The organism is Algoriphagus sp. A40 (genome assembly GCF_002002735.1).
Classification (GTDB): domain Bacteria; phylum Bacteroidota; class Bacteroidia; order Cytophagales; family Cyclobacteriaceae; genus Algoriphagus.
In genome coordinates this window covers 101,271-127,646 of sequence record NZ_MUNY01000035.1, presented here as the reverse complement: position 1 = coordinate 127,646, position 26,376 = coordinate 101,271, and the positions used below count along the sequence as shown (strand labels likewise).

Sequence of the window (26,376 nt, the reverse complement as noted above, 5' to 3'; positions counted from 1 at the left end):
TGGTGGAAAGTTTGTTTGGAGACCAGGATTTTTTTGAAAAAGAAAGCGGAAACAATTTCGCCGATATCATCCTGCCTGTTCCGATTCCGAGGATGTTTACCTATAAAGTCCCTTCAATTCTGAAGCCTCAAATTCAGATCGGGGCACGGGTCATCGTGCAGTTTGGGAAAAAGAAAGTACTCACCGGAATCATCGGGAAAGTCCACAACAAGCCGCCCCAGGCCTATGAGGCCAAACCAATTTTGGATATTTTGGACATTCAGCCCAGTGTAAATCCCCTACAAATCCGTTTTTGGGTATGGATGGCGGAGTATTATTGTTGCCATATTGGAGAGGTAATGCACGCAGCATTGCCGTCAGGATTGCGGCTTTCCAGCGAAAGTAAAATCCAGCTCAACCCTAATTTTGACCGGGAGGAAAGCAAATACCCACTTGATATCAGGGAGGAAAAAATCCTCGAAGCCCTAGAATCCAAGGAAGAAATAAGCTACGAAGACTGCGAGAAAATCCTTGGAATCAAAACAATTCATCCGATTTTGAAGAGTCTGGTGGCCAAAGAAGCCATCCTGATATTTGAAAAAGTTCAGGAAAAGTACACCCCTAAAGTCGAAACCAGAATTCGGTTTACAAAGGAAATTGCAGAAAGCAAATCTGCTTTGGAAGCAGTTTTTGAAGGTATTTCCGGTAAACCCAAACAGGAATCGATCCTACTGAAATACCTGCGGGATGTGCCGGTTTTTCAAAAGCCAAAACTGAACGAAAAAGGGGTGGACAAAGCCACGCTTTTGGAGGAAGGCGATTCGGAAAGTTCCCTGAAAACCCTGATTAAAAACGGGGTTTTCGAGTCTTTCAAACTGGTGGTTAACCGACTCCAAGAAGAGGAACCTGAAAAGGAAGCTTCTGAACTTTCTTTCACACAGCAAGCTTCCATGGAGGAAATAAAAGGCCATTTCGACAGCAAACCCACAGTTTTGCTTCATGGCGTAACCGGAAGCGGCAAGACCGAAATCTACATCAAACTGATTCAGGAAGTGATGGAGAGCGGTTCACAGGTATTGATGCTTTTGCCGGAAATCGCCCTGACCACCCAGATTGTCAGCCGCCTGAAAAAAGTCTTCGGATCGCAGATGGGCGTTTATCATTCCAAATATTCCGACAACGAGCGGGTGGAAGTCTGGAATGGCGTATTGAGCGGCAGGTTTTCATTTGTGGTTGGAGTCCGGTCCTCCATTTTCCTTCCATTTGACAGCCTCGGGCTGATCATTGTGGACGAGGAGCACGAAGCCAGTTACAAGCAGTTTGATCCGGCACCGAGATTTCATGCCCGGGATGCAGCGACTATGCTGGCCTATTTTCACCAGGCCAAAACACTTTTGGGCTCTGCGACACCTTCCTTTGAATCCTATTTCAATGCCAATCAGGGAAAATTCGGCTATGTGGAAATCAAGCACCGCTTTGGTGACGCCAGCATGCCAGAGTACCATTTGGCTGATCTTGCTGCCGACCGAAAGAAAAACTTGCTCAAACTCGACTCCACCCGACTAATGCGGGAGAAAATCCAGGCCGCCTTGGATAATCAGGAACAGGTGCTGATTTTCCAAAACCGTCGCGGCTACTCTCCTTATATCCAGTGCGAGGATTGTGGCTGGACGGGTCAGTGCGTTCAATGTGATGTCAGCCTGACTTACCACCAGTTTGCCGAGGAAATGCGCTGCCACTATTGCGGCTACAAGGAAAAAGTGCCCCAGTCTTGCCCTGCCTGCGGAAGCACCCAACTGACCACAATGGGCATGGGTACGGAGCGAATTGAGGAGTCATTGAGTTTGCTTTTTCCCGAGGCTAGAATGGGAAGGATGGATCTGGACACGACCCGAAACAAGTATGGGTACCAGCGGCTTTTGGACGAATTTGGAGCTGGACAGATAGACATCTTGGTCGGGACGCAGATGATCACCAAGGGGCTGGATTTTGGAAAAGTGACCGTGGTCGGGATTTGGGATGGGGATCGGATCTTGAATTTTCCTGACTTCCGCGCTGGAGAAAGAGCGTATCAGCAGATCACCCAAGTGGCTGGAAGGGCTGGGCGAAGAGAAATCCAGGGTCAGGTGGTCATCCAAACCAGAAACACAGAAAACGAGCTTTTCGAAAAGGTGATCAAGGGCGATTATTTTGAATTTTTTCGCCAGGAAATGTTTGACAGGAAGAAGTTCTACTACCCGCCTTATGTCAAATTGGTGAAAATTACCACCCGACATTCCGACTTCAAGATCGCCGAGAAAGCTGCCCATGCGCTACACCGGGAGATGGCAACTATTGCGGTGAAAAAGATCGTCCTCGGCCCGGAGAAAGGGATCATCGCACGGATTAAAAACCAATACCAGTACGAAAGCATGATCAAGTTGGACCGAAGCGGAACGACCCAAACCGTCTTCAAAGAAAGCTTGGCCAAAATCCTGGAAGAGCTTCAGTCCCGCCCTGAATTCCGGTCCGTGAGGTGGATTGTGGATGTAGATCCGAGTTGATCGCGCTTTGAAATTTGCAATTCCAAGGTTGCCTCGTAGGATTTAAAATCTTGAAGAACCTTTAAACTGAATTTCAAACTTTAACTTATAGAAAATCACTTGTTTAGCAATATCAAAAACAATTTATACGTATAATTGTCTATTCATGCGTATCCAATGAAAAAGAAGCTGAACATAACCATCGAGGAAAAGCTGCTTGAGAAGATCAAACAATACGCCGAGTCTCAAGACAGGAGCGTCTCTGACTTGGTTCAGGATCATTTCCAGTCTCTCCTCAAGCCTCCGACTACACTCCCCAACGGGATGACGCTGGTGGAATACATGAAGTCTCTACCAAAATCAAAAGTGGAATTTCCCGCTGACTACGACTGGAAAGAGGAGTATTATAAAGCGAAAGCCAAAAAATGGGGCTATGAGGATCTTTTTTGATGTCAACATTATCCTTGACTTTTTCTTGGAAAGAAGCCCAAATCAAACTGTCATCAATTCACTTTTTGAAAAAGTTGACAAGCAGGAAATCGCTGGGTTCGTCACGATTTCCGTGATCCAAACCTGCGCTTTCTACCTTATTCAAGCAAAAGGATCGAAAGTTTCAAAGGAGATTATTGGAGTAATTTGCCGAAAATTCCAACTTGTCGAAGGATCAAAAATGGATGTGATGAGCGCAGTAGAATCCGAACACGAAGACATTGAAGACGCAATTCATTTTTTCATTTGTCTCTCCAACGACATTCAAGGGATCGTGACCAGTGACAAAGGGTTTCTCAAAATGGCTAAACCACATCTACCAATTTTTACTCCGCTGGAATTAATCTCCTCTCTGAAATAAGTCATCCAAAAGAGTCAAGGCCAAATTTCAAATATCAAATCTCGAATCTTTCAAACATTCAACGCCTCCCAAAGAATCTCCACCGGATGCTTTGCTTTTCGGCCGGTACCATCCGCGATCTGATGACGACAAGACGTGCCGGGAGCGGCGATCAGGGTATCGGCTTCGGCTTTTCGCACCGCAGGAAACAGTACCAACTCTCCTACCTGCTGTGAAACTTCGTAATGCTCCGCCTCATAGCCAAAGCTTCCCGCCATGCCACAGCAACCGCTGGGAATGGTTTCGACGGTATAATTGCCCGGAAGAGTCAGGATCTTTTGGGTCCAGATCATGGACGAAAGCGCCTTTTGATGACAGTGTCCGTGAAGCTTGATTTTTTGCGGCTTGGTGGTAAAAGACTCGGACTTGATATGTCCGGCGGCAGCCTCCTGGGCCAAAAACTCATCAATCAGCTTGACGTGAAACTTGAGTTTCTTCGCATCCTCCACCAGTTCTGGTCCCACGATTCGAGGATATTCATCCCGGAAAGACAGGATCGCTGAAGGCTCAATGCCGATCAGCGGCGTATTTCCGTTGATCAGCTTTCCGAAGATCCGGACGTTGGCTTCGGCATGTTTTTTCGCCTTCGGCAAAAGTCCCTTCGAAAGTGCCGAGCGGCCGCTTTCTTCGTGATCCACGATCTTGACCTCGTAGCCCAGTTTTTTCAAAAGTGAGATTGCTTTGATCCCGATCTGAGTATCGTTGTGATTGGTAAATTCATCCACAAAGAAATAGACGGACTTGATGGGCTTTGCTGGACCAGGTAATGATTCGTAGTTCTTTTTATACCATTTTCTTAAGCTAACCGGGCTGATTTCGGGCAGGTTTCGCTCCGGGGCTACGTCCAGCAACGACTTCATCAGACCGCCAGTGAAGGAATTGTTCAAGAAGAAATTGGCAACACCAGGAACTAGAGACCCCAGTTCATTCAGTTCATTGATGTAGGCAAAGGCCTTGGAGCGAAGCGGAACACCGTGGGTTTTCTGGTATTGGTAAAGAAATTCCGCTTTAATGCTTGCCATGTCCACGTTGGAAGGGCACTCGGCCGTACAGCCCTTGCAGCTCAAACACAAATCGAGCGACTCCTTTATCTCGGGATGATCGAAAATATTTTCTTTCTTATCCAAAGTCAAAAATTCACGAAGCGTATTAGCCCGACCGCGGACAGTGTCTTTTTCATTTCGGGTGGCCATGTATGATGGACACATTGTGCCTCCGGATCCCGGAAGTTTTCTGCAATCCCCAGAACCGTTGCACTTCTCTGCCAATCTAAGGATTCCGCCTACAGATGAAAAGTCAAGGATGGTTTCCGGATCGGGCGTATGCATTCCAGGTTCGTATCGCAGAAACTTGTTCATCGGAGCGGCATCGACGATCTTACCCGGATTGAAGATGTTTTTGGGATCCCAGGTGAATTTGATTCTGCGTAAAAGCTCGTAGTTTTTCTCCCCAACCATCAAAGGAATAAAGGCAGCTCGAACGCGACCGTCTCCGTGTTCGCCAGAAAGTGAACCTTGGTATTTCTTGACCAACTTGGCAGAAGCCAATGAAATCCGGTAAAATTCCTCCACATCCTCGGCTTTCTTCAAATTCAGGATTGGACGCATGTGAATCTCCCCAGCACCGGCGTGCGCGTAATGCACCGGATTTTGATTAAATCCCTTTAGGGTTTCATCCAATTCGTCAATGTAATCCGCCAAGTCTTCAATGTCCACAGCGGTATCCTCGATACAAGCCACCGCTTTAGGATCACCTGGAATATTGCCCAACAGTCCCAAACCTGCGGCTCGGAGAGCCCAAGCTGAAGTCACCATGGCTGGTTCGATGATCGGGTAAGCATAGCCATAGCCAGCTGCTTTAAGGTCTGCGACCAAAGCCTCCCCTTTTGACATTGCCTCTTCCAGGGTTTTCCCCCGAAACTCAATCATCAAAATCGCCATCGGATCGCCCTCGACGAAGTAGCGGTTTTTGTTGTATTCGATACTTTCTTTGGTACAGTCCAGGATGATTTTATCCATCAATTCCACCGCGGTAGTCGGATGCTTCATCGCCACTTGGGCAGATTTCATGCTTTCATGTATGCTGATGAAATGCGCCGCCACCACGATTTCGATCGGATCAGGAAGTGGATCGAGACTGATTTTTATTTCAGTGGTAAAAGCTAAAGTTCCCTCGGAACCTGCCAAAAGCTTACAGAAATTGAATTTCTCTTTTCCTTCGAAAAGCTCCGCTTTCAGCAATTCATCCACGGCATAGCCGGTATTTCGGCGATGGATTGATTTTTTGGGAAACTGGGCGTGAATTTCTTCCCGGTTTTCCGGATTATTGAGTTCGTCAAAGATCTGTCGGTAAATCTGACCCTCCAGATCCTTTTGACCACACTTTCGGTCAAAGTCATCTTGTGTAATTTCCCCAAAAACAACTTCACTTCCATCGCTCAAAATTGTATTCAAGGAAATGACCTTATCTCGGGTTACCCCATAAACAATCGAGGTGGTTCCTGAAGAGTTGTTTCCCACCATACCGCCAATCATGGCGCGGTTTGCCGTAGAAGTGATCGGACTAAAAAACAAGCCATGAGATTTTAAGAAGCGGTTGAGTTCATCTCGCACCACACCAGGCTGGACCCGAACCCAGCGTTCTTCCTTGTTGAATTCAAGGATTTGGGTGAAATTCTTGGACACATCCACCACAATGCCATTGCCCACGCATTGTCCGGCCAGTGAAGTTCCAGCCGTGCGGGGAATTAGTGATGTCCCGTTATCATAGGCAAACCTAATAAGCTTCTTAATATCAGAAATTGACTTGGGGAAGGCGACTGCCAAAGGCATCTCCCGATACACGGAAGCGTCAGTGGCATACAGGGTTTTGGTCAATCTGTCCACTTGAAGTGGGCCTTCAAGCTGGGTAGACAGGGTCTGCAACAAAGGCAATAGGTTAGGCTGGTTTGAACTCATGCCCAAAAATAGCTTTCTGGGGCCCATTAATGAAATGGAAGTGCGAGAAATAAAATGTTCAATAATCGATGATCAAACTCAATTTTCAAGGAAGGGTCAACTTGAAAATTGAACATTGCCCATTGAATTTGAAAATTGACCATTCCAACCTTTCTTTGCCCAAAATCAAAACCCATGTTCTTCTACCTCTCCCAGTTTCTGAGTTTTTTGGCCATGCCGTTGACAGTTGTACTGATCCTGATCATAGGTGGAACTGTTTTTCTAAGAAAAAAGTGGGGGAAAAAGATGCTCTGGTCCGGAATTGGGCTACTGCTCTTTTTCACCAATCCCTTTCTGTCCAATCTGGCTTTAATAACCTGGGAACCTGAATTCAAATCTTTTGAGGAAATCGAAAACCGTGAAATCGGCATCGTACTTACCGGAGTAACCAATCTGAGCAAAACGGCTTACGACCGCACTTTTTTCAACAAAGGTGCAGACCGCATCACCCATGCGCTTCAACTTTACCGCATGGGTAAGATCAAAAAAATTCTCATCACAGGAGGCCAGGGACTCAATCCTGTCAATCAACAAAGCGAGGCGGAAGTTTTGAGGCGCTTTCTGATCATGACCGGCATGCCTGAATCGGACATCCTGATCGAAGATCAAAGCAAAAACACCGCTCAAAATGCCCAGTTTACCAAAGCATTTCTGGAACAAAACGGCATCATTACCGATCAAAAATTCATATTGGTTACCTCGGCTTTTCACATGTACCGGGCCAAAGGCTGCTTTGATAAAGCAGGTTTGAAAACTGAGACTTTTCCAGTTGACTATTATTCTCACGATGTCAAGTATGATATTCCTTCACTGATATACCCGGACGTCGACTCCATATCCTATTGGCACAAGCTGTTCAAAGAATGGATCGGAATTGCGATTTACAAATTGGCCGGATACCTCTAAAAAAGTCCAGATCATTATAGCTTTTTTTTCGCCAATTTTAAATCAACACTTTGATTTACTGGTATTTATTTTTTAATTCAAAGACGATTTTTGATTCATTTTTCACCCTCAAATCTTCTTTCCCATGGACTTTTCTGCCATTCTCAACTTAGTTATCGGGTTGCTGTTTATTTACTTTCTGGTCGCCCTTGTTTGTTCTACCGTTCAGGAAATCATCGCAAACGGTCTGAATTTACGAGAAGAGAATCTCGAAAAATGGCTCACTGATACTTTCCGTGAAAATAATCTGGGAGAAAAGATTCTTAACCACCGCCTGGTGGATGGACTGACTGCCGCAGGTAGAAAAGCCAGCTATATTCCAAGCAGAGTATTTTCAGGAGTTTTGTTGGATTTGGTCAACGACTCTGAAAAACCTTACACGCCGGAATCTTTATTGAAGGCGCTGGAAACTACCGAACTCCTGCCTGCAGATTTCAAACGAAAACTGGCTCAGATCATTTCAGAAACCAACGGAAACTTGGAATTCGTCAAAGCTGAGATTGAAGCCTGGTTCAACGACGCAATGCTCAGGATTACCGGCACCTATAAAAAGAATACGCAAAAGATAATTATTGCTATTTCGATCGGAGTAGTCTTGGCATTGAATATCGACACCATACGCATCATTCAGTATCTGTATAATCATCCCGCCGAATCTGCTGCTTTGGCGGATCAAATCTCCGAAAACATCGAATCTCTCGATCCGAACCTTAATCCCGCAGCTTTTGATTCTCTTTCTACGGAGGAAAAAATCAATGTCAATTTGGAAGAACTAAAGACTTTAAAAGCGCAATTGGATGCCACTCAAGTTCCGATAGGATGGCAAAAACCTGATGGAGAGCTTAGCCCGAGCGAGGTGGTCAACAAGATCTTGGGTCTTTTGTTTTCGATTGTAGCAGGAATTGTAGGAGCACCCTTTTGGTTTGACATTCTGAATAAAGTGGTCAGCCTGCGGAGCTCGGGAGCCAAGCCAAAGGACGATTAAACCAGCAAAGTCTTCTGAATAGAATCACTGAGATTGCTCTCCACTTTTACTTCCCCGGCAAATTCTCTCCATCTTTTCACAGCCGATTTGACTTGCTCTATCTTTTCAATCGGCTTCTTGATATTCATCTGTCGGGCCACTTCCAGGAAATCACCATCGGTGAATTTATCCCGCTTTCCATTCACAGTTAGTGACTGGGAACTCACCCAAAGGCTTCCCGGTCGAAAAGCATGACAGATATCAAAGGCCGGAGAAAGGCTCCATTTTCCACTCTGATCCATAAGAAAGGCGAAGTTTTTGGTGTGGTCGTCACAGTTTCTTGTCAGCACGTTAAAAACCATTCGAATAAAAAGTTGCTCGGCCTCGGGATAGGTCAATCTGAGCATCCGCATCGTCTCAAACACCTGCTCATAGCTATACATTCCGACTTGGTTGAAGTCAAAATGCCTAAGTCCGCACAAGCTTTGCATGTGGATTTTTTCTCCTCTAACGGTCCGGTCAAAGCGCTTGGTCATAAAGTGGGCCCGGTCGTTTTCTTCCAAAAGCCGGCATTCACTCATCTGGATTCCGGCGGCCATAGCCATCAGATAATAGGCCATTTCCACTCTCCCATAGCCCATCGTAGCTCCAAACTGTGAATCGTGCACTCCGTCAAACTTGATGATCCAGTGGGAAAAACCTTCCGGAGCTTCAACCTGACCACTTTTCACCTTGCCGGTGTCCGGATTATAGGCAATTATAGCCTTAGCTCTGGCACCCCCTGCGGAAGTTCCGATTTTGAGGATATCCGCAAGAGCAGTTGCATCCTCCTGAGAAAGATCTGTCCGAAACTCCAATTTTGAATTCAGAACTTTTTTGGCAATCCCTACTAAACTTTCAATTTCAAGGGAACTTGCCTGGACAGACTCTTGCCGGAGGGGAGGTTTGATCTCCAAAGCTCCCACCCCTCTTTTGCCAATAAAACAAAGCAATTCGACAGGATTCAAACTGTCGGTCGGCCGACCGTTTTGCACCAGCCAAGCATTGATCAGTTGATTACCGTACTTATCCGGAAGCATATCCGCCAAAAGGCCAGGAAGTCCCTTAAAGGTATCAAAAGCATCACCTCTACCCCGTCTAGTCTCCGGAAATGAATAAAGTCGCTTACCCTGAGCCAATGGCATCAACACCGGCGAGATGTCCCAGCCTGACCTCAGGAAACTCCCCTCAAACTCGAAACTGGCCAATTGCCGGCCTTCATCCCATAAAACGGCTCCAGCCAACCGGTCCCAAAGCCAGACTTCGGCAGCAATTACCATTCAGAAGGCGGATTATCGGCGGCCATATCCGCATTACGAACACGCTGCCGCTCGTGCTTCTTTTGGAGCTTGATGTATTCGATCGGGCTGATCTGCTGCGGAACCTCAAAAGCCTCTAGCAACTGCAACTCCCCCAACACCCGAAGAGCCTGGATCAAGGTCAGCAAATGCACCTTTTCACCCCGCTCCAATAGACTGAGCGTGGAGCGGCTCATCCCTGCCTCCTCCGCTAGCTGATCTTGAGTCTTTTGGATGGCTATCCGCTTCTTTTTGACAAAGTCTCCAATCATACGGAGAATTGCCATATCTGATAATTGAGTGATGTCCATGAATTAAATTTCATTCATAATAATCAAAATTACATTATAATGAATGATTTATCAATCATTTTTGTGATTTATTTCTGAGAAAATCAGGAGACAAACTATTGACTAAGGGCATAATACTTTTGAAAAAAGACATTAGAAGTGAGAGGTCGTAACCAAGGAAAATAAAAAAATCGAAAAAATGAATAAATAGTAAAAAAATCTTTTTATGAATTAATATTCAGTCATTAACTTATTAAAGTTCATTTATCGAATGATTTTTCATTCAAAAAATATTTTAAATAATTTACTCCTATCCAACCAAGACACTAAAGTCAGGATCCACTAAAAACGCCTACTCCACTTCCATTCCCATTTCCATCCTTTTTCCTCCAATAAAATAGGATGGTAAGCCAAAGCTGCTTTTGCGGAAAGTGCATTGAAAAAACGCTGGTCATCTGTCAAGACAGCAGTCAGATTTCCTCCGGGATCCTTTTTCACCAAGTCCATCACAGTAGATGGAATCTCTTTGGAATACGGCAAATCCGATTCCAAAAGCCGGTTTTTCAAACTCCAATCCAGTTCATAACCCTTCACTTTGACCTCTGGCGAAGGGATGTTGCGCTTCTTGCTTTGAGTTTTAACAAACCCCAAAAATTCCCGAAGTAATACCAATCCCGGATTTTGGACCTGCCCAGGGCGGAAATCCTCCGGATCAATGCTACTAATCACATGCATCCGTTTCCGGGCACGGGTGATCGCCACATTGAGCCGATTTTCTGCTCCAGATTTTCCTAGAAGGCCAAAATTAGTCACCAGCTTTCCTTCCCGGTTTGGTGCATAGCCCAAAGATAAAATCACCTGGTCAAACTCATCCCCCTGCACATTTTCGATATTTCGGACTTTGATCTCATCATCCTGAATTCCGGATTTCCAAAGCCTTTCACGAATCAGTTCCATTTGAAAATAATTCCCGGTCACAATCCCAATGGAATCCTTTGGGGCTTCATTTCGGATGGTTTTCACCTTTTCGACCACCGCATCGGCCTCAGCTTTATTCACCTGATTTTCCCAGATCCCTTCTGTTTTTTCCCAGGAAAATGGAGTCGTATCCAACCTTACCGTTTGGTAATCAGGCAAAGTCTCCAATTGATTTCCGTAAAAATGGCTGTTGGAAAAATGAATCAGGCCAGGATCCGCAGATCGATAATGTCCCTTTAGCTGTTGCTTTTCGAAGAAATGACCTGCAAGTTCCAGCAGCGATTCTGCTTCGTATTCCATCCCATCTTCCTCTGATTCCCATTTGACCTGATAAAAGTCAGATGGCCTCAACTGTTTGGAATCACCGGCTATCACCACTTGTTTTCCACGGAGCATAGCCGGCAATCCACGCTCCACCTGACATTGGGACGCCTCATCGAATATGACCAAATCGAATTTGCCTCTAAGGGAAAACAAAGCCGAAACAGTCTCCGGACTTGCGAGCCAACAGGGCAACAGCCGAAAAACCTCGGAATCCATTTCTTCCACCAGCTTGCGAACCGACCAACGGAGCCGCTTCTTGCTGACCTGATGAAGGAGTTCTCTGTAAGTAGTCCGGTTGCCAAGACGGTTGACGGCCAGATTTGAACTAACTTGTTCCCGCAGGCGAAGTAAGGCCATGTGTCTGGAAATTTTCCGCTTTTCAAGAATGGAAGTTTTAAGTTGTTCCATTTCTTGACTCAGCTTAACTCCTCCCATTTCTGCCAAAACAGGGTGTCGCCGCTCCAATTCACCAATCCAGGCCAAATACCAGCCGTTTCGGAAGGCTGAGACTTTTGATTCCAGAGAAAAAGTAGGAAAATGAGCTTCCAATTCCATGGCCAGCCACAGATTATCCATTCCCCAATCCCTTAGAAACCGATCAAAGGCAACAAGTTCTGCCAGTTTGGAATTTAAAATCAACTCGTTTTCGAGGTCAAGTTCCAATAGACCTTTGCCAAGCAATTCCTGAATTTGGACTGGACTTAGCCAAAGTTTCCAACCAGGAAGTGATTTTCCCAAAGCTTCCATCCAGCCCTGAATTTCCGACAATTGGGAATCGAACCCATTAAAATCCAGACTTGACCAATCCAATAAATCCTGAAGTTCTGAACTGGCCTCCCACGAACCCAGCCAATCTAATATCCTCTGAACCTGATCCAATTGTCCGGAAAGAGTTTCATGGGAAAAAACACCTTTCGAAAGTCCTGCTATTGCCGGAAGTTCCTGAAATTCCTTCCTAAGCCGAAGCTCAGTATTGACCTCCTGCTCAAGTTTGGTCAAGGAATCGAGCCCAAATTTTAAGCCGTTGGAGGCTAATGCCTGGAAGCTGAGTGGATATTTCGACTGACTCCATCTTGCCGTGATTTTTCCGAAAAAGGTTTGGGATTGGGCTTTCAGCTCCGCAAGTTCTTCCTCCAGCAATTTAAGTTCTTCGGAATCATCAGAAAGCTTCAATTCCAATCCCAAAATTTCCAACAGAGCTTGGCTCAGCCAGTTTTGAATTCGGTTCAGGTTTTTGGTTTCCCCAGACTGAAACGTCAGATAAAGGGTCTTTACAGGATTTGGAAGCTGATTTAAAGAGGCTTTGAGCCGGAGGATCAGTGCAAGTTGGTCACCAGAATGAAAGTTTTTGGAAACAATTTCCTTCCACTTTTTGAAATCAACTTGCGTAGGAATCAATTTTCGGAATTCCTCAATTTTGAGCAAGCTTTGGTAAATTCTTCCAAAATCGGCAGGCTCGACTTCAGCAAATGACAGCCTATTTTCCCAAAAACTTCCCATGAATTTTTGGGAATAGGCATGATAAACCCTGAAATTCTCTTGAAATCCAATGGATTCGCCAGCGTCCAGTTTGAGAAGTTGTGAAGAAGCCTTTAAAGCCGGAGATTCAAGATTGGCATGGAGGTACATGGCTTTGATAGGCATTCCAGCGGGCTTGTCATCAAAAAGTTCTTTCCTCAACCCTTCAAATTTCTCTGAAAGCACACTGATTGTCCCTGAAAGGCGGGAAATCTCCCGCTCCAGGTGGATGGAATCAATGCTCCGATTTTGATCCAGATACGTATCTACTGCTTCGATCTGGAAGCGGATTTTTTCGAAAAGCAATCGCTGATCAGCCCTGAAATCATGAACCAAGGCCAAAAAATCCCCAAAACCCGCTTTTCCCATCCGCTCATACACCACGTCAAGGGCTGCACGTTTTTGGGATACGACCAAGACTTTTTTTCCTCGAGCAATGTAATCCGAGACCAGATTGGCGATGAGTTGGGATTTGCCCGTACCAGGAGGCCCCTCCACCACCAGACTTTTCCCTTGCCTGACTTTCACCAAGACATTTTCCTGGGATGCATCCAGCGGAAAAACCGGAAAAAGCTGTTCTTCCCGTGGTATTATCCCGGACTCATCAGGTGCAAAAAACCGCAGAAACAAGTCCTCAAGTGAATAATCACCAAATTCTGAAATCAACTCTTCATACTCCCGAAACAAAAAACTGTCTTTTTGAATATACTGCCCAAGGACCGCATAGGATTTCAGGGACAGCCTGCCATCTTCAAAACGGCTTTGGTCTAAGATGATTTGGGAGTGGGGGAAAGGATTGATTTGATCTTCGAAAAATGCCGAGCTAAGTTGAATGGAGAAATTTTCGGAAAGGATTTTGGTGAGCTGGATTCGGACTTCAGTCGAATCCTCAGACAAATCTTGAAGCGCTTCCTCAAGAAATTCCAAGTCAAGTTCCTTTCCATAGGCATGTCGGTAAGCCAGCAAAAAGGCAGGGTTCCATTGCCAGGAACTCTCAGATTTCAGGCACCATTGGCCATTTTTCACTACCAAGCCAACTGGCCTGAGCAGGATTGGAGCCCTTAAAAGTTGGCTGTTGATCAATTTCCCTTCCAGAAAGGGCCAGGCCAGATAAAGGTTCTCCGCGCCGGTTTCCTCCCGAATCAATTCCTCCCGAAAACTTATTTTTGAAAGGCTCCTTGAAAGTTGATTGGTCTCACCGATTCTCGGATCGGTCTCAGGAATCAAGGAAACCAGCTTTTTGCCCTGAATTACTTTTCGAAGAATCTCAAAAGCCGGCTCTCCATTTAAAAAATCAAACTCCCGGATATCCAACATTCCCGCTCCTTCCAACTTGGGCAAATAGAGAGACCGGTTTTTTGAAGAAAGGTCTGTCAGTCTGTTTAGGTAGGTTTGAAAGACGGATTCTACCATTTATCTGAAAGGAGAGTCCTTTTCTTTGGCCATTTCGCGGTATACTACCCCATCCATGATCCCGGGAATCCACTTGTTCAATAGCACAACAAGCTTACCTTGTTTGGTCAAAACAAGGTCTCTTTTCCTTTTGAGGGATGCTTTCAAGATTTCTTGGGCGACTTCTTCGGCAGTCATCATTTTAGCCTCGTCTCGGGGGGATTCTCCCTGGGTTTTTCCATCAGCTGTCAAGGCGCTGTTTCGGATATTTGAAGCAGTAAATCCCGGAGCCACCACCATCACATGCACTCCCTGATTCATGATTTCGGTGCGAAGGGATTCAAAAAAACCGTTCATAGCGTATTTGCTGGCCGTATAGGCCGTGCGTGCGGGAGTACCTCTGAATCCATTGATAGAGGAAATACCGATTATAGACCCTTTGGATTTCAAAATTTCCGGCAGGCAATATTTTGTTGCATAGACAGTCCCCCAAAAGTTGGTATCCATTACTTTGTGGAAAACCTCCAAATCCAAGTCCTCAAAAAGTGCTCGCATAGAAATCCCGGCGTTGTTGATCAGGATGTCTATTTTACCAAATCTGGCAAGCGATTCCTCGGCTATCTGCTTATTGTCCTGCTCTGACGCAGCATCTGCCAATACAGACAAAACCTCAATTCCATTGTCTAGTAACAGTTTCGAACTTCGGTTAAGTTTCTCTTTATTCCTTCCGGTAATGACAATCTTAGCTCCCTTTCTTCCAAAAATAAGTGCGCAAGCCTCTCCTATTCCTGAGGTGGCACCAGTAATGATCACTACTTTGTCTTTGAGATTCATGGGTCTACTTTCACCTGCTAAGATAGGAATTTGAAAATTTATTGGCCGAAAATATCGGTGTTCTATTCGGATAGAAATTGACAGAATTTAAATCCCAAAATGCGGTCTTCCCATTTTTCCCTAATTTTGCGGCCATGTCGCGAAAAATGAAAAACAAGGTCGTCACCAATCTCACAATTGAGCGGATCGCTTCCGAAGGAAAATGCGTCGGGCATCACGATGGCAAGGTCGTGTTTGTAGCCAATGTCGCTCCGGGAGACGTGGTGGACGTACGAATTACCAAAGGAAAAAGCTCGTTTATGGAAGGAGAAGCCATCCATTTCCACGAATACTCTAAAGACAGGATCGAACCCTTTTGCTCACATTTTGGAACTTGCGGTGGGTGTAAATGGCAACATATTCACTATGATCTTCAAAAAGAATATAAGCGGCAGCAGGTGGTGGATCAGTTTCAGCGGATCGCCAAAGTACCCATACCGGAAGTAATGCCGATTTTGGGCTCCTCTAAAACCCAGTACTACCGAAACAAGCTCGATTTCACCTTTTCCAATTCCCGCTGGTTGACACGCGAGGAAATCAACTCCGGGGCGGAATTCGAACGAAACGCTTTGGGCTTTCATATCCCAAAGATGTTTGACAAGATCATCGACATCGAGCATTGCTACCTGCAAGGCGGAATTTCCAATGAAGTAAGAAACGACCTCAGAGCTTTCGCAAGAGCTAATCAACTCAGCTTTTACGATATCCGAAATCAAAAAGGGTTGTTGCGGAACCTGATTATCCGTTCGACTAGTACCTCACAAACAATGGTAATTGTTCAGTTCGGAGAAAATGACCCAGAGTCAATTCAATCGGTAATGGAGTTTTTGAATAAAAAATTCCCCGAAATCACCTCCCTACTCTATGTGATCAACACCAAAGGAAACGAGACCTTCAACGATTTGGAGTTAGTAACTTTCGCCGGATTACCCTTTATCCAGGAAGAAATGGAGGGACTTCGGTTCAGAGTCGGACCTAAATCCTTTTATCAAACCAATTCCCAACAAGCGTACGAACTCTACAAAGTTGCCCGTGATTTTGCGGACTTGCAGGGTGATGAGGTAGTCTATGACCTTTATACCGGGACAGGTACTATTGCTAATTTTGTCGCAAAAAAGGCCAAACAAGTCATAGGGGTAGAATATGTCGAAGCGGCAATCGAAGATGCCAAATTGAATTCACAAATCAACGGCATCGAAAACACGCTCTTTTATGCCGGAGATATGAAGGATATTTTGACCGAGGAGTTTGTGGCAAGCCATGCCGCACCGGATGTGATCATCACTGATCCACCACGCGCCGGAATGGATGAAAAGGTCGTCCAAATGCTACTCCGATTGGAAGCTCCGAAGATCGTTTACGTCTCTTGCAATCCAGCCACCCAAGCAAGAGATCTTGCACTTCTGGGAGAGAAATATCAGGTTGAAAAAGTCCAGCCTGTGGACATGTTTCCACAGACCTACCATGTCGAAAACGTCGTACTCTTAACTCTTAAAAAATGATTTCAGACTTCAACGATCCGGAACTGAACGGAAAATATCTTGGCACAATTACCAGTGATTTCGTGAAAATTTCCGACCTCCTAAAAGAAGCCTCTTACCAAATCCGCACCCGGGGATTTTCGGATTTTCCTGTTTTCCCCATTTCTAAAGAGATGCAGCCAATCGGAAAAATCTTTATTGGAAAGGCCGAAAAAGACCTCGATTGGAATTATTTCATCACCTATTTGGATGAATTTATCCAAAGGAAATTGATCCCGGAGGAGGCAAGGGAAGAGTTCAAAAAGACTTACAAAGACCCTGATGAGTTTTGTTGCCTGTTTGTCATGGACGGTGCGTTTACCCGATTTGTCTATATTCCGTATCCCAATGATTGATCAAAATAAAGGCTTTATCTAAAATTAAGTTACATCCTTTATTTTAACTGAAAATCAATAGTTTAAATTACATTAAATCAAGTAATAGAATACCTAGAATTCTTAACCAATTCATTCATTTTATTACTTTTTAAACTTCTTCCCGAAGCGGTAGCCGATCAAAAATTGGTAGCGATATCCTATCCCCAGGACGTCGATTTTACCGGAGCTGTCCAATTCTTTGTCGTCGAGCAAATCGTCCAATCCCGGAAATTTATCAATCAACCCCTGCAAGATCTCATCTTGAACATCTTCAGGATCAAATTCAAAATCACCTTCCAGTCTCATGTTTGCATTATATCTGGTCAGGGAGGGGCCAACTAAAACTAGATCCAATGACCACCTGTCATTGAACACAAACTGGTATCCCAACTGGAGACCAAGACTGTACAGCCGAAACTTCGCATTATAGCTTGCATCCTCAGGTGTCTCTCCGCCGGTATAGGTAATGTCCCGTGAGGTTTTAAATCCTAAGGATGTAAAATATGGACCAATATAAACTCCACGTGGTGCTGAAAATTTATTTTCCTTCTTGAGGTAAAACCGGTACTCCGTACCGAATTTATAGCCTCCACTGTCATTTTCCCTTTTTCCCTCGATATTCTCTCCCAAATTGAAAATTTGGGGAAATTCTTGATATCCGACCGTAAATCCCAAAGTCTGATTCTGCTTTGTAATCCCCTCCCAGGATAAGTTAACCGCATTTCGATAAATCAAGTTGTGGGTCAAATCCAACTTGATCGTATTTTTCCTGTAAGCGGTCTGGAGGCTATCCTGAGCAAAGGCCGAAGGGATAATGACCATTAAAATCAGGTAAAAAAAGATAGTTTTCATAGGTCTTGACATTAGTTGAAATTTTCGTTGGATATCCCAAATTTCGGCCTTTCCTTACTATTTCTTTGAAATCCAAATCTTTATCAGGCATGATTAATATCATATTTCGGCCCAGGAAGAATTTCAATTCTTTGATTCAATGAAGTTCTCTATTTTTCAAGAAACAAAATCCCGTGCCGGCTAGCGAAATCCTTTTTGAAATCAAATCTGCAAAAGTTCTCCAGAGTGGAATCCAACTTTTTGACAACCTGAATTTCACCTGGAAAAAAGGCCAGCATTGGGCAATCATTGGAAATTCCGGAGAGGAACTTACAGCCTTTTTAGAAACCCTGAGAGGTCATACCATTGTATCCTTTGGCGAAATCTCCCGCGAATTTTCCAAAGAGTATACCCTCCAAAAAAACACAGATGGTCAGGTTCACAGTTTTCGGGATTTGATTGCCTATGTATCTCAGAAATATGAATTAAAAAACAGATCCAATCTGCAAAACTTCTACTTCCAGCAGCGCTTTAATTCATCAGAATCTGAGCAAACCTCAACTGTCCATGAATCCCTTAAACAGATTCAGGCAAAAGTTTTGGGACCTTGGACTGTTGAAAAAGTTGCGAAAGTTTTGAACCTTGGTCATTTGTTGGGTCAATCACTTCTGAAGCTATCCAATGGAGAAACACGAAGGTTGGTTTTGGGCTTAGGTCTGATGAGGCAACCTTTGATTTTCCTGATGGATCAGCCAATGACAGGCTTGGATGTGAAAAGCCGTTCTGAGTTTGGAGAGATTTTAAAAGTAATGATTTCCGAAGGGGTCCATGTGCTGCTAACAACTTCAGCATATGAAGTCCCTGAAGGAATTACCCATGTGGCTAGGTTAGGAAATACCGGAATCAAAGAAACTTGGTTGGTGGAAGACTTCCATTTGACAGCCAAACATGAGAAAAAGTTGGCGTATGACTGGGAGTTGTTGGATTCTCTTTTGCCAAAAATAAACATTGGAAACACCGAGGTAATCCGTCTGGAAAATCTCACGATCAAATACGGAGAAAAGCTGATTCTTAAAAGCCTGAATTGGGAAGTGAGATTAGGAGATCGCTGGCTACTCAAAGGTGCCAATGGCTCCGGAAAATCCACCTTGATCAGTTTGCTAATCGGAGAAAATCCACAGGCCTATTCCCAGAATCTTTGGCTTTTTGGCCGCAAGCGTGGAACTGGCGAAAGCATCTGGGATGTGAAGCGACCCACAGGTTTTGTGGCGCCGGAACTCAGCCGGTTCTTTCCTGCCAACCAAACTTGCCACAAAGTGATTCTTTCCGGGCTTTTTGATACGATGGGCTTGTTCAGAAAAGTGACAGAAGAGCAAGAAAATCTGGCTAAATCCTGGTTGAAGTTATTTCACTTGGAAACCGTGGCAGACATTCCTATCAACCGTCTCTCCCTAGAAAATCAACGCTGGACCTTGCTTGCCCGTGCGCTGATCAAACAACCAAAATTATTGATCCTCGATGAGGCTTCTCAGGGTATGGACGAGTTTCAGCGGAGACTGTTCAAAGACACGGTACAGCAAATCTGCGAGCGAAGCACTATAACTCTGATCTATGTAAGCCATTATGCCGAGGACGTGCCGGAAGCAGTGGTGAAGGTGATGGAGTTATCATAGCTTCTATCCAAATACACCGTAATCAGGCAACAAGCTGCATTTACCTATCCTTTTTTTTGACCTCAGAAATCAAATTTACCAATCAGATTGTGCCCAATCCTGCGATAAGCCTAATCTTCTTTTGCCTAAAGGCCGAAAGCCGATGACGGAGGGGTAGCCCAAATACTAGTGTTTGCCGGACTTTCTAATTGCTTTTGCCTTCTTCTGGATAAAAGCGAATATTCATCCTAACCGATCAGGTATTGTATTAAGGAATTAATTTTCTGTCAAAAATTGAAGATGCTTTTCATTGTGAATTATTCATTGTCAACCCCCAGCAGGGGATATCGTAAAGGCATTTCCAGGAAGAAATCGTACACAACAAAATCCGCCCGAGTGGATTACAAAGTTGCAGATCACATATTAGAGGTCTAGAAATTGATCTTATACATGGAAATTTCAATTTCCATGACTAGTTTAGTGCAAATGAATAAATTTTTAAATTCAATTTTTAGTATTTTAATTTCATTATTTCAGAAGCAAAATATGATTAAGAACTTAATTTTTGTCTTTTTTGCAATTTGCTTTTGCCACACTGTTTCGGCTCAAGGAAATTACCTGTCTATTGGAGTTGGACCTTCAATGATTTATGCAGAAAATTCTGGCCACTACAAAGAATTCAAATTTAAGATAGAACCCGCTATCACCCTTTCGGTCAACAAACAATTAAATGAATTTATGGGAATTAAAGGTTCAATTGGAGCCCAAAGCTTCAATAGTGGTGGTTATGATCCCTTGAACTCGAAGTATGTAATTAATTGGGGAAACAACGATCAAGCGTTTGATTTTAAAGGAAGGGGCTATTTTGCTGACTTAATGCCTGTATTAACCACTAATCCTAATGCAGCCGGTATGCTTATGTCTTCCGTTCAATTTTATATTGGATTAGGTTTTGGAGTTATTTTTGTTGAAAGAGAACAGGAAACCTTAAAAAATGGCGTTCTTAAAAATGGTCAATTGGTCGAAGGAGAAATAATTACAACAAATGAAACCAGTACTCATCCTTATATTCCTGTAAGAACCGGAGTAAGTACTAATTTAAGCGGGGATTGGGATTTTGCCTTGGAATTTGTTTTAATCACCACAACGAATTCCGAATTGGATGGAAATAATTTGAAATTCAAACTGATATCCCCTGATATGTCAGGTCAAATCCTAATCACCGCCAAGAGGTATTTTGGAAAAGCCTGGTAAATAGGATATTTGGCGCGCAAATTCTGATTTTCTTTAATAATGGATACCTAGGTGCCATTTTAGAACTTCCATTTTTTGAAAAGTTTCAAACTTCGGTTTTTGGAAATAATTCGATGTAAATTTATTTAATACCTATTCACCTTTACATTCTTAAACATCACCTCATTGTCACTAAGCCTTAGCTCTTTTCCGCTGGAAATGGTCACATTTTTAAGGCTTACTTCTTTGGTTAAGACATAAGGAAACTTTTCCTTATAAGACTCATTGTTTCTTCCCGGATTGAAATTTCCGAATAAAGCTGGCCCTTGATAATTCTCAGGATGATTTGAATCATCGATTTTAAGATTTTCTATTATGATCTGTTCCGGCATAAAGCAGGTGTAGCCGAAGTCATGTTGGCCGGAATTGGATCCGTTGATCATCGAGGCGCTGATTGCTTTGCCGCCTGCGGGCACAAACATACAATCGCGGATAATTAATTTTCCCTGCCAGGTACTGCCGTAGTCTGAGCGTAGGTTGATCAGGCTTCTGCCTCGGATCTCGGAGTTCTCCACAGTAAATGTTCCACTGCCAATCGCATTGATCCCCATGTGTCCAAGTGTTGAATTCCGAATAGTAGCATTGGCTACGCCCATGTGAGCATCAAAACGGGACAGGGTACAGTTATCGAAAAGAAGATTTTTGCTGAAGTTAGAGCCCATTATTCCCCAAAAAGTATTGTCATCGATGCCATTGGTCTGAGTGCAGTTGATAAAGGAGACGTTTAAAGCCCTGTTCACAATGATATCGTAAGAACCCATAGAAACTTTCGTGCCTGCACTCCCAATAGTTTGATAGGTCTTGTGGCCTGTCAAGACGGTGTTTTGAACCCTGACATTCGTGCTGTTGCTGATATTGAGGAATCCGTTATAGGGAGCTCCCTGGTCACCTTCGCTGGTGATCCGATGCTCCAGGCCATCGACGATGACATTGGATCGCTGGATTGAAATATTTCTGCTGTAATAGTTATACCTCGATTCATCTCGGTTGGCAATGGTGGTAAAACGGCCTCCTGTTATTTTCAAGATTTCCTCATCAATTGGCCGCACAGATATTTCCGTGATCTGATCAAAGTCCCAAATGATCGGGGCATTTCCATCCACATTTCCATTTTTATCGACCAGAAAAATATCAGTTTGGGACGCACCATTGTTTTGGTTGGGACCAAACCGAATATATCTTTTCGTATTTGAATCAGTGACAGTGATCAATGCCGGGCCGGACAATTCGAGGTCAACTTTATTCTGGTCTTTCTTCAGTGATTTGATTCCTTCCACTTCGTAAGATTCAAGACTGGAACTGACCAAGAAAACAGGCGCGTTCCTGTTTTCTACTTCGGTATCGTCAATCAGGAAGTTTGCCGTACCAAAATCTGTATCTGTCTTAATGATGGCTGTGAGGTCCTTCCCTCCGATGAAATAAGTGGCTCCTTCGTCGGCTTTCACGGGCAGTTCTTGCGCATTGGCAAATTCATGTGCTGCTACGATGGCCTTCATATCATCCGTTTTTCCATCGCCTTTGGCTCCAAAGTCACTGTATTGAACCTCACCAGCTGCGATAAGTTTTGAAGCAAGTTCAGCATTGAAAATTGAATGCCCCATAGCTTTTATCTCTTCCCCTGAAAGCCAAAGCAGGGGAAATCTTACCGGCATATTTCGGATGACTTCTGGCGTATCGAAGTTGGCATCAAGCGTATTCCAAAGCGCTAGGTATTTTTCCTGACCAAAGGCAAGCCCACCAAAAAGCAGAAAGGAATGCCGCACAGGCCACTTATCCCAATACATCACATCCTTTTGATAAGGCCAAGATTCCTTGTCCGCAACAAATGGATAGAGAAATGAAATCCCTTTTGCCAATGATTTCCCATCGGGTGTTTGATAGGTGAACAGGTTCTCGGCATCTCCAGAATAAACCTGACAAAGTGTAGCCATGGCATCTAAGGTGAAAAGAGAATAGCCGTAAGGTTTGGTGCGCTTGCGTTCCAAAGGAAAGCTACCATCCGTAGCCATTTGCTCAGGAAGAAGCACGGTTTTATACATTTCTTTGCAAAAGTCAAGCATCTCCTGATTTCGGACTAGCTGGGCAAAAACAGCCGCCTGCATCGCCCAACAGACGCTGTGGTTATTGCCATGATCCCGCTCATCAATCCCATTAGGATGCGTAGTAATCCAAGTGAGGTAGGCTGCAAACCAGTCTTTCATCTGCCGGATTTCCGAATCGGAAATCACTCCCGATCCCTCCACTGCTTGTATCGCTTTGGCTACTTCCATCAATTGAATGGTGTCGATGATCCCAATCCCACGCCCGGTTACTTTGCCTTTGATCGCTTGTGCATAGAGCAGGTTTGGATTCATCTTCGTGTCTTCATCGACAAACCAGGCTCTGAAATGTGGTGCTAAAGCTGTGACATATTCTTCGTCTTTGGTTACCAGATAGGCTGAAGCCAAAGCTCCGGAAATTTGGCTAAATCGGATCATCGCTTCACGATGCGCTGTGAAATTGTCCGGATTAGTCAGTCCATCCCGCTGGATGTAAGGCTCATCTGGATTTGTCGGATCCGGCCACCAATAATCTCCTTCCGAATAAAAATCATGGATTCCCCCGGCACTTCTGGGGCTACTTGCTGCTGTTACAGTGATTGGTTTTAGACTTTTATATTCCTCCGCCAGACGCACTACTCTTGCCCTTTCCTTTGCAAATAGGTCTGTTTCATTGAGTTCAATTTTTTGCACAATAGAAGAAAATGAGCTAAAAACAAAAAGTAGAATTGAGATATACTGGATCATTTTGGGTTTTTAAGAATAACTGGAACGAGGTCTTTTAAGATGCAATTTATTAAAGTGAATTGAAAGTCCAGAATTATGGCAATTACCCTCCGGTTTTTCCTGTTGCCTTGAATACGAATCCAGTCAAGTGAATAGGAAAGGTTTTACGAGCGAAACCAGGCGACTTTGAAAATTTGGATCCTTCAATTCAGGATTGGAGGATTTTTCGGAACCCAGGAAAAGCGCTAATTTTTTTTGAAAAAATTACATTAGTCACCTTTGAATTTCTAAATTCCAGTCAGTCCTTTTTCCAGAATTACAACTATTTCCCTTTCCAGCATGAATAGCAGGCGTCAATTTATTCAGAAACTCGGGGCGGGGATCGCTATTCCAAGTCTGGTTTCTTTCATATCTCCCAATGGATTTGACACGAATTGGATCGATTCCTCTATTAAGGGAGAAGATTTCTGGACTCAGGTCAGAGCCCAGTTTCCTCTGACCAAAAACCGGGTTTACATGAACAACGGCACTTTTGGACCGGCTCCTTTTCCTGTTCAGAAAGCAATGGTGGAATCACTTCAGGAAATCAATACCTCCGGAGAATATGGAATCACCGATCCGGAAAGAGAAAAATTGGCTGCTTTTCTCGGGGTCAAAACTGCCGAAATAAGCCTTACCCACAACACTACCGGAGGAATCAACATCATGGCTTGGGGAGTTTCTTTGAAAAGTGGAGATGAGGTCATTCTCACCAATCATGACCATGTTGGAAATGCCTTGCCTTGGCTCAACCGTGCAAAACTTCATGGAATTGTGCTTAAACCATTTACTCCAGCTTCCAATTTTGAGGAAAACCTGGATTTGATCAAAAGTCTCGTTACTCCAAAAACCAAAGTCATCGCCATCCCGCATGTCACCTGTACCACCGGGCTTGTATTTCCCATCAAGGAAATTTCAGAATTTGCCCGAAGCAAAGGAATAATCACTGCAATCGATGGGGCCCACGGCGCCGGAATATTTGACTTGAATTTAAAAAATCTAGGCTGCGATTTTTATGCGGGTTGTTGCCACAAATGGCTTCTTGGACCGAGTGGAACAGCTTTTCTATATGTCAGAGAGGACATGTTGGAAAAACTTCAGCCTTTCCATGTAGGTGGAGGAAGTGACTTGGGATGGGATTTATTCAGTGACCCACCGATTTTGAATGGCTATGCCGCCTCTGCACACCGCTACGATTATGGCACCCAAAGTACCTCTTTGATGAAAGGCGTGTCTGCCGCTTTAGATTTTCACCTGGAAATCGGAAAAGGGAAAATCGAAACCCGGGTTAGGGAATTGAACCAATACTTGTTCGAAGGGCTTTTGGACTTGGGAAGCCAAATCCAACTCCTAAATTCTGAAGATCCCCGATCGCGCATTTCTATGGTGACTTTCCAGCCAAAAAACACCACTTTTCAATTACTCGGAAATGAGCTTATGAAAAGCGGATTTAGAATCAGGCAGGTTCCTGAAGGCAACGTAAATGGAATACGGGTTTCCACCCATATTTATAATTCAAAAGAGGAAATTGACCTGTTTCTTCAAGAACTCAAAGTTATCCTTGACTAGGATTTCTTCTTTTTCTTTGGCTTTGCCTCCACTTCAAAAAACCGGAATTGAACAATATCAGCTATCAAATCCAGCGGCAATGGCCGATCATGAGGAAACTGGATTGCACCCTTGCTAGTCTGGTAGGATTCCAGTTCTTTTTTGAATTCGCTAACTCCACTATTGGTCGGGTATAGGCCGATGTGATTTTTGGCAACGGCATAATAGACCAGTACCTCGGAAGTCTTTATAGCTGGCATACTGTAACTGACAACTTCCTTGGCATTTGGCACCTCCTTTTTCAATAATTCCCGGATGAGTTGAAGGCGTTCTAGGGTTTCGCCCGAAAACCAGCTAAAATATTCATCGACCGATTGGGGTTTTGGATTCATCATCTTGGTTTGGATTTAGATTCACATGAAACTCGGTGAAAATTTGAATTTTATTCCTCAAATTATTATAAACCTTAAGTTGAAATTTTTCCGTATCTATTCCATTCATGCTTTCAAATTTTACAATTCAATACTCCTGAAAATCAGATTATTTAAGCAAAAATCAGAACCTCCTAACCAATTTATTCTTGAAAAACATTGGGTGTTCACCGAGGAAATTTATAAAATAAAATGACTTTAATCATGTATTTCAATTCATTCAACTACTTACTTTACCATATCAAATCCAATAAAAAATTGTAAAAAAACCTACACAATGATGATTAAAAGAAATTTTTCAAGGCTTCTCCTTACTATGGTAAGTGGCCTTGCACTCTGGGGCTGCTACCCTGATGGAGCAGAGTATTACGAGGATACAGATGTTATTTTCACTCAATATGATGTTGATTTTGATTTTGGATCCAGAAATACCTACGCCATGCCCGACAAAATCGTCGTGGACTTAGAAATTGAAGATGGCGACACCACTTTTGTCTACATGAAAGACATCTATGCAACGCCTATTCTTCAGGCTATTGAGACAAACATGTCTAATTATGGCTGGACAAAAGTTGCCATCAGTGCAAAACCTGATATGCTTCTTACCCCAGCTGCTATGAAAAATACGACGGTATTCTACAGCTACTGGTATGATTGGTGGTACGGCGGCTGGTACGGTGGCTGGGGCTGGTATTACCCTCCATACTACGCGGTCTCAGCATACACCACAGGTACAGTGGTCATCACCATGGCTGATCCCAATGTAGACAATGCTGTCAATCAATCTGAACTTTCTTGGCTGGTAGTAGGAAATGGGCTGGTTTCCGGAGCAAATAATGTAAGTAGAGTAACATCCGGAATTGATCAGGCTTTTGAACAATCTCCATACCTGAAAATCAACTAATAAACTGAC

Annotated in this window: 19 protein-coding genes; 11 read left to right on the top strand and 8 right to left on the bottom strand. The window is 44.0% G+C overall.

The features are described from left to right. The first annotated feature begins 2 nt into the window (after nucleotides 1–2). The 3 genes from priA (at nucleotide 3) to B0E43_RS03190 (ending at nucleotide 3,351) form a co-directional block, all read left to right on the top strand. Nucleotides 3–2,522, top strand: coding sequence for a primosomal protein N' (gene priA / locus B0E43_RS03200; RefSeq protein WP_077346685.1), 2,520 nt, complete (start codon nucleotides 3–5; stop codon nucleotides 2,520–2,522). 156 nt (nucleotides 2,523–2,678) lie between these two features. Then, nucleotides 2,679–2,951 (top strand): DUF6364 family protein, encoded by a 273-nt coding sequence (locus B0E43_RS03195; protein WP_077346664.1) that lies wholly within the window; start codon nucleotides 2,679–2,681, stop codon nucleotides 2,949–2,951. Further along, complete coding sequence (locus B0E43_RS03190; protein WP_077346663.1) at nucleotides 2,935–3,351, top strand: type II toxin-antitoxin system VapC family toxin; 417 nt, start codon at nucleotides 2,935–2,937, stop codon at nucleotides 3,349–3,351. Before B0E43_RS03195 ends, B0E43_RS03190 begins: the two co-directional genes overlap by 17 nt. A 50-nt stretch (nucleotides 3,352–3,401) precedes the next feature. Here B0E43_RS03190 and B0E43_RS03185 read toward each other — a convergent pair whose 3' ends face one another. Further along, entirely contained in the window at nucleotides 3,402–6,347 is a 2,946-nt protein-coding gene (locus tag B0E43_RS03185) for an FAD-binding and (Fe-S)-binding domain-containing protein (protein ID WP_077346684.1), read from the bottom strand. A 174-nt stretch (nucleotides 6,348–6,521) separates the two neighbouring features. Here B0E43_RS03185 and B0E43_RS03180 point away from each other — a divergent pair, with 174 nt between their 5' ends. Then, nucleotides 6,522–7,292: a YdcF family protein gene (locus B0E43_RS03180; protein WP_077346662.1), complete on the top strand. Its 771-nt coding sequence runs from the start codon at nucleotides 6,522–6,524 to the stop codon at nucleotides 7,290–7,292. Nucleotides 7,293–7,416: 124 nt separating this feature from the next. Then, nucleotides 7,417–8,316, top strand: coding sequence for a DUF2975 domain-containing protein (locus tag B0E43_RS03175; protein WP_077346661.1), 900 nt, complete (start codon nucleotides 7,417–7,419; stop codon nucleotides 8,314–8,316). On the opposite strand, the gene B0E43_RS03170 is transcribed toward B0E43_RS03175, so the two are convergent. The 4 genes from B0E43_RS03170 to B0E43_RS03155 all read right to left on the bottom strand — a co-directional run bounded on the left by B0E43_RS03170 (nucleotide 8,313) and on the right by B0E43_RS03155 (nucleotide 14,968). Beyond that, complete coding sequence (locus B0E43_RS03170; RefSeq protein ID WP_077346660.1) at nucleotides 8,313–9,614, bottom strand: type II toxin-antitoxin system HipA family toxin; 1,302 nt, start codon at nucleotides 9,612–9,614, stop codon at nucleotides 8,313–8,315. The genes B0E43_RS03175 and B0E43_RS03170 overlap by 4 nt on opposite strands. Next, the gene (locus B0E43_RS03165) at nucleotides 9,608–9,943 is read right to left on the bottom strand and encodes a helix-turn-helix domain-containing protein (RefSeq protein WP_077346659.1); all 336 of its coding nucleotides are present in this window, start codon (nucleotides 9,941–9,943) and stop codon (nucleotides 9,608–9,610) included. The genes B0E43_RS03170 and B0E43_RS03165 overlap by 7 nt, the downstream gene beginning before the upstream one ends. A gap of 321 nt (nucleotides 9,944–10,264) precedes the next feature. Beyond that, nucleotides 10,265–14,155, bottom strand: coding sequence for an AAA domain-containing protein (locus B0E43_RS03160; protein WP_077346658.1), 3,891 nt, complete (start codon nucleotides 14,153–14,155; stop codon nucleotides 10,265–10,267). Further along, on the bottom strand, nucleotides 14,156–14,968 hold the full coding sequence (locus tag B0E43_RS03155) for an SDR family oxidoreductase (RefSeq protein ID WP_077346657.1): 813 nt from the start codon (nucleotides 14,966–14,968) through the stop codon (nucleotides 14,156–14,158). It abuts the gene before it with no gap. A 134-nt stretch (nucleotides 14,969–15,102) separates the two neighbouring features. Between B0E43_RS03155 and rlmD the strand changes: the two genes are divergently transcribed. Together rlmD and B0E43_RS03145 are read left to right on the top strand one after the other, a co-directional pair. Next, nucleotides 15,103–16,509: a 23S rRNA (uracil(1939)-C(5))-methyltransferase RlmD gene (rlmD, locus tag B0E43_RS03150; protein ID WP_077346656.1), complete on the top strand. Its 1,407-nt coding sequence runs from the start codon at nucleotides 15,103–15,105 to the stop codon at nucleotides 16,507–16,509. Beyond that, a complete protein-coding gene (locus B0E43_RS03145) occupies nucleotides 16,506–16,883 on the top strand; it encodes a hypothetical protein (RefSeq protein WP_077346655.1) in 378 nt (125 codons plus the stop codon). The genes rlmD and B0E43_RS03145 overlap by 4 nt, the downstream gene beginning before the upstream one ends. A gap of 123 nt (nucleotides 16,884–17,006) precedes the next feature. Here the strand turns inward: B0E43_RS03145 and B0E43_RS03140 are convergent, their stop codons facing one another. Next, entirely contained in the window at nucleotides 17,007–17,756 is a 750-nt protein-coding gene (locus B0E43_RS03140) for a DUF3575 domain-containing protein (RefSeq protein WP_168171880.1), read from the bottom strand. 173 nt (nucleotides 17,757–17,929) lie between these two features. Here B0E43_RS03140 and B0E43_RS03135 point away from each other — a divergent pair, with 173 nt between their 5' ends. After that, entirely contained in the window at nucleotides 17,930–19,408 is a 1,479-nt protein-coding gene (locus B0E43_RS03135; RefSeq protein WP_077346653.1) for an ATP-binding cassette domain-containing protein, read from the top strand. Nucleotides 19,409–19,837: 429 nt separating this feature from the next. Next, nucleotides 19,838–20,641, top strand: a complete 804-nt coding sequence (locus tag B0E43_RS03130; protein WP_254423348.1) for a hypothetical protein — start codon at nucleotides 19,838–19,840, stop codon at nucleotides 20,639–20,641. A gap of 125 nt (nucleotides 20,642–20,766) precedes the next feature. Here the strand turns inward: B0E43_RS03130 and B0E43_RS31360 are convergent, their stop codons facing one another. Continuing rightward, nucleotides 20,767–23,466: an alginate lyase family protein gene (locus B0E43_RS31360; RefSeq protein WP_371454339.1), complete on the bottom strand. Its 2,700-nt coding sequence runs from the start codon at nucleotides 23,464–23,466 to the stop codon at nucleotides 20,767–20,769. A 318-nt stretch (nucleotides 23,467–23,784) separates the two neighbouring features. Between B0E43_RS31360 and B0E43_RS03115 the strand changes: the two genes are divergently transcribed. Further along, the gene (locus B0E43_RS03115) at nucleotides 23,785–25,053 is read left to right on the top strand and encodes an aminotransferase class V-fold PLP-dependent enzyme (RefSeq protein WP_077346652.1); all 1,269 of its coding nucleotides are present in this window, start codon (nucleotides 23,785–23,787) and stop codon (nucleotides 25,051–25,053) included. On the opposite strand, the gene B0E43_RS03110 is transcribed toward B0E43_RS03115, so the two are convergent. Next, entirely contained in the window at nucleotides 25,050–25,427 is a 378-nt protein-coding gene (locus B0E43_RS03110) for an iron chaperone (RefSeq protein WP_254423347.1), read from the bottom strand. The two genes, B0E43_RS03115 and B0E43_RS03110, sit on opposite strands and share 4 nt — an antisense overlap. A 313-nt stretch (nucleotides 25,428–25,740) precedes the next feature. On the opposite strand from B0E43_RS03110, the gene B0E43_RS03100 reads away from it, so the two are divergent. After that, nucleotides 25,741–26,367 carry a DUF4136 domain-containing protein gene (locus B0E43_RS03100; protein ID WP_217349131.1) on the top strand — a complete coding sequence of 209 codons (627 nt, stop codon included), beginning with the start codon at nucleotides 25,741–25,743 and terminating at the stop codon, nucleotides 26,365–26,367. The last annotated feature ends 9 nt before the right edge of the window (nucleotides 26,368–26,376 follow it).

Bases quoted from the DNA above. Each gene is read 5' to 3' on its own strand.
- B0E43_RS03195 (WP_077346664.1), top strand. From the start codon at position 2,679: ATGAAAAAGAAGCTGAACATAACCATCGAGGAAAAGCTGCTTGAGAAG.
- B0E43_RS03190 (WP_077346663.1), top strand. From the start codon at position 2,935: ATGAGGATCTTTTTTGATGTCAACATTATCCTTGACTTTTTCTTGGAA.
- B0E43_RS03185 (WP_077346684.1), bottom strand. From the start codon at position 6,347: ATGAGTTCAAACCAGCCTAACCTATTGCCTTTGTTGCAGACCCTGTCT.
- B0E43_RS03180 (WP_077346662.1), top strand. From the start codon at position 6,522: ATGTTCTTCTACCTCTCCCAGTTTCTGAGTTTTTTGGCCATGCCGTTG.
- B0E43_RS03175 (WP_077346661.1), top strand. From the start codon at position 7,417: ATGGACTTTTCTGCCATTCTCAACTTAGTTATCGGGTTGCTGTTTATT.
- B0E43_RS03170 (WP_077346660.1), bottom strand. From the start codon at position 9,614: ATGGTAATTGCTGCCGAAGTCTGGCTTTGGGACCGGTTGGCTGGAGCC.
- B0E43_RS03165 (WP_077346659.1), bottom strand. From the start codon at position 9,943: ATGGACATCACTCAATTATCAGATATGGCAATTCTCCGTATGATTGGA.
- B0E43_RS03160 (WP_077346658.1), bottom strand. From the start codon at position 14,155: ATGGTAGAATCCGTCTTTCAAACCTACCTAAACAGACTGACAGACCTT.
- B0E43_RS03155 (WP_077346657.1), bottom strand. From the start codon at position 14,968: ATGAATCTCAAAGACAAAGTAGTGATCATTACTGGTGCCACCTCAGGA.
- rlmD (WP_077346656.1), top strand. From the start codon at position 15,103: ATGTCGCGAAAAATGAAAAACAAGGTCGTCACCAATCTCACAATTGAG.
- B0E43_RS03145 (WP_077346655.1), top strand. From the start codon at position 16,506: ATGATTTCAGACTTCAACGATCCGGAACTGAACGGAAAATATCTTGGC.
- B0E43_RS03140 (WP_168171880.1), bottom strand. From the start codon at position 17,756: ATGAAAACTATCTTTTTTTACCTGATTTTAATGGTCATTATCCCTTCG.
- B0E43_RS03130 (WP_254423348.1), top strand. From the start codon at position 19,838: ATGGAAATTTCAATTTCCATGACTAGTTTAGTGCAAATGAATAAATTT.
- B0E43_RS31360 (WP_371454339.1), bottom strand. From the start codon at position 23,466: ATGATCCAGTATATCTCAATTCTACTTTTTGTTTTTAGCTCATTTTCT.
- B0E43_RS03115 (WP_077346652.1), top strand. From the start codon at position 23,785: ATGAATAGCAGGCGTCAATTTATTCAGAAACTCGGGGCGGGGATCGCT.
- B0E43_RS03110 (WP_254423347.1), bottom strand. From the start codon at position 25,427: ATGATGAATCCAAAACCCCAATCGGTCGATGAATATTTTAGCTGGTTT.
- B0E43_RS03100 (WP_217349131.1), top strand. From the start codon at position 25,741: ATGATGATTAAAAGAAATTTTTCAAGGCTTCTCCTTACTATGGTAAGT.